Genomic DNA, 515 nt, shown 5'->3' with positions numbered 1-515 from the left:
AAGTCAAGGGCATTGGAAGTGCCGCCAAACACGCACTGACGGGGGCGGTCTGCCGGGTGGGTTTCATAGGGTATCTTGTAAACCTCTTTCTGTCGGCTTAAAAACGACTTGATTTCCTCAATGCTCTTGGCGTTGGCGGTTGCCATCATTTCCGACATTTCGATAATCCAGTGACCTTGCAGCTTACGGTACACATTGTCATCGTCCAGCTTCCGCAAATCATCGGAGAACCACTCGTCCCGGACTGCCAGCAGACGGAAGAAGGTGGACTTTCCAGCCCCCTGACCGCCTACCAGACAAAGCATGATTTCAAACTTGCACCCCGGCTGAAAGGCTCGTGAGATTGCACCCAGCAGGAACAGCTTCAACGCTTCATAGGTGTAATCGTCTGCGTCAGCCCCCAGAAAGTGCCGCAGGCAGAAACGGATTCGTTCTGTCCCGTCCCAAACAAGGTCACTTAAATAGTCCCGGATGGGATGGTACTTGTTTTCATTCGCCACAATCCCGATGGCATT

At 52.6% G+C, this 515-nt stretch carries 1 protein-coding gene; it reads right to left on the bottom strand.

From position 1 onward, the window contains the following. Positions 1–515 (bottom strand): virulence-associated E family protein (locus tag DW761_RS20910; protein WP_233513158.1); only part of this gene is annotated, 515 nt, incomplete at both ends.

Origin of the sequence: Absiella sp. AM29-15, from assembly GCF_003434225.1 — a bacterium.
In the GTDB taxonomy this organism is placed as follows: Bacteria; Bacillota_I; Bacilli_A; order Erysipelotrichales; family Erysipelotrichaceae; genus Hoskinsella; species Hoskinsella hominis.
Note: the sequence above shows the minus strand (reverse complement) of the source record. Positions and strands in the feature narration are given on the sequence as shown.